Origin of the sequence: Exiguobacterium sp. USCH10 (genome assembly GCF_037619445.1) — a bacterium.
Taxonomy (GTDB): Bacteria; Bacillota; Bacilli; order Exiguobacteriales; family Exiguobacteriaceae; genus Exiguobacterium; species Exiguobacterium aestuarii_A.
Map to the genome: position 1 here is coordinate 1 of NZ_JAQPZO010000026.1, position 1069 is coordinate 1069.

Annotated in this window: 6 tRNA genes and 1 rRNA gene; all 7 read left to right on the top strand. The window is 52.9% G+C overall.

The annotated features are described in order from the left end of the window. The first annotated feature begins 95 nt into the window (after positions 1 to 95). Positions 96 to 171 (top strand) — tRNA-Asp (locus PQI28_RS15545). 7 nt (positions 172 to 178) lie between these two features. Then, a tRNA-Gln gene (locus PQI28_RS15550) sits at positions 179 to 250 on the top strand. A 9-nt stretch (positions 251 to 259) separates the two neighbouring features. Further along, positions 260 to 335 (top strand) — tRNA-Lys (locus tag PQI28_RS15555). A 17-nt stretch (positions 336 to 352) separates the two neighbouring features. Then, positions 353 to 440 (top strand) — tRNA-Leu (locus tag PQI28_RS15560). Between the two features lie 5 nt (positions 441 to 445). Beyond that, a tRNA-Arg gene (locus tag PQI28_RS15565) sits at positions 446 to 522 on the top strand. 11 nt (positions 523 to 533) lie between these two features. Next, positions 534 to 610: transfer RNA gene (locus tag PQI28_RS15570), tRNA-Ile, on the top strand. A 100-nt stretch (positions 611 to 710) separates the two neighbouring features. Continuing rightward, positions 711 to 1069, top strand: a 16S ribosomal RNA gene (locus PQI28_RS15575); the annotation flags it as partial.

Below are 1069 nucleotides of genomic sequence, written 5' to 3' on the forward strand. Positions count from 1 at the left end.
AGGATTAGCTCAGCTGGGAGAGCACCTGCCTTACAAGCAGGGGGTCGGCGGTTCGATCCCGTCATCCTCCACCATTTCAAATAAAAACGTAATCTGGTCTTGTGGTGTAGGGGTTAACATGCCTGCCTGTCACGCAGGAGATCGCGGGTTCGAATCCCGTCAAGACCGCCATTTACGTTGGGCTGTAGCCAAGTGGTAAGGCATCGGATTTTGATTCCGACATGCGAAGGTTCGATCCCTTCCAGCCCAGCTTTTATTTGAGTCATTAGCTCAGTTGGTAGAGCATCTGACTTTTAATCAGAGGGTCGCAGGTTCGAGCCCTGCATGACTCACCATTTTAATTTCATACGCTGCGGTCGTGGCGGAATCGGTAGACGCGCTAGGTTGAGGGCCTAGTGGTGGTTAACACCGTGGAGGTTCAAGTCCTCTCGACCGCACCATATGCGCACCCTTAGCTCAGCTGGATAGAGCGTTAGACTACGAATCTAAAGGCCGGGAGTTCGAATCTCTCAGGGTGCACCATTCTTTTTTATGGGCCTATAGCTCAGCCGGTTAGAGCGCACGCCTGATAAGCGTGAGGTCGGTGGTTCGAGTCCACTTAGGCCCACCATTTAAACTGACGAACTTTGAAAACTGAACGATGAGGCAAAAAAAGTTTTACAATTTTTGAATGAAGCGCAAGCTTCGTTAATTTAAGAGCTATATCAAATTCTTTGGAGAGTTTGATCCTGGCTCAGGACGAACGCTGGCGGCGTGCCTAATACATGCAAGTCGAGCGCAGGAAACCGTCTGAACCCTCCGGGGGGACGACGGCGGAATGAGCGGCGGACGGGTGAGTAACACGTAAAGAACCTGCCCATAGGTCTGGGATAACCACGAGAAATCGGGGCTAATACCGGATGTGTCATCGGACCGCATGGTCCGCTGATGAAAGGCGCTTCGGCGTCGCCCATGGATGGCTTTGCGGTGCATTAGCTAGTTGGTGGGGTAATGGCCCACCAAGGCGACGATGCATAGCCGACCTGAGAGGGTGATCGGCCACACTGGGACTGAGACACGGCCCAGACTC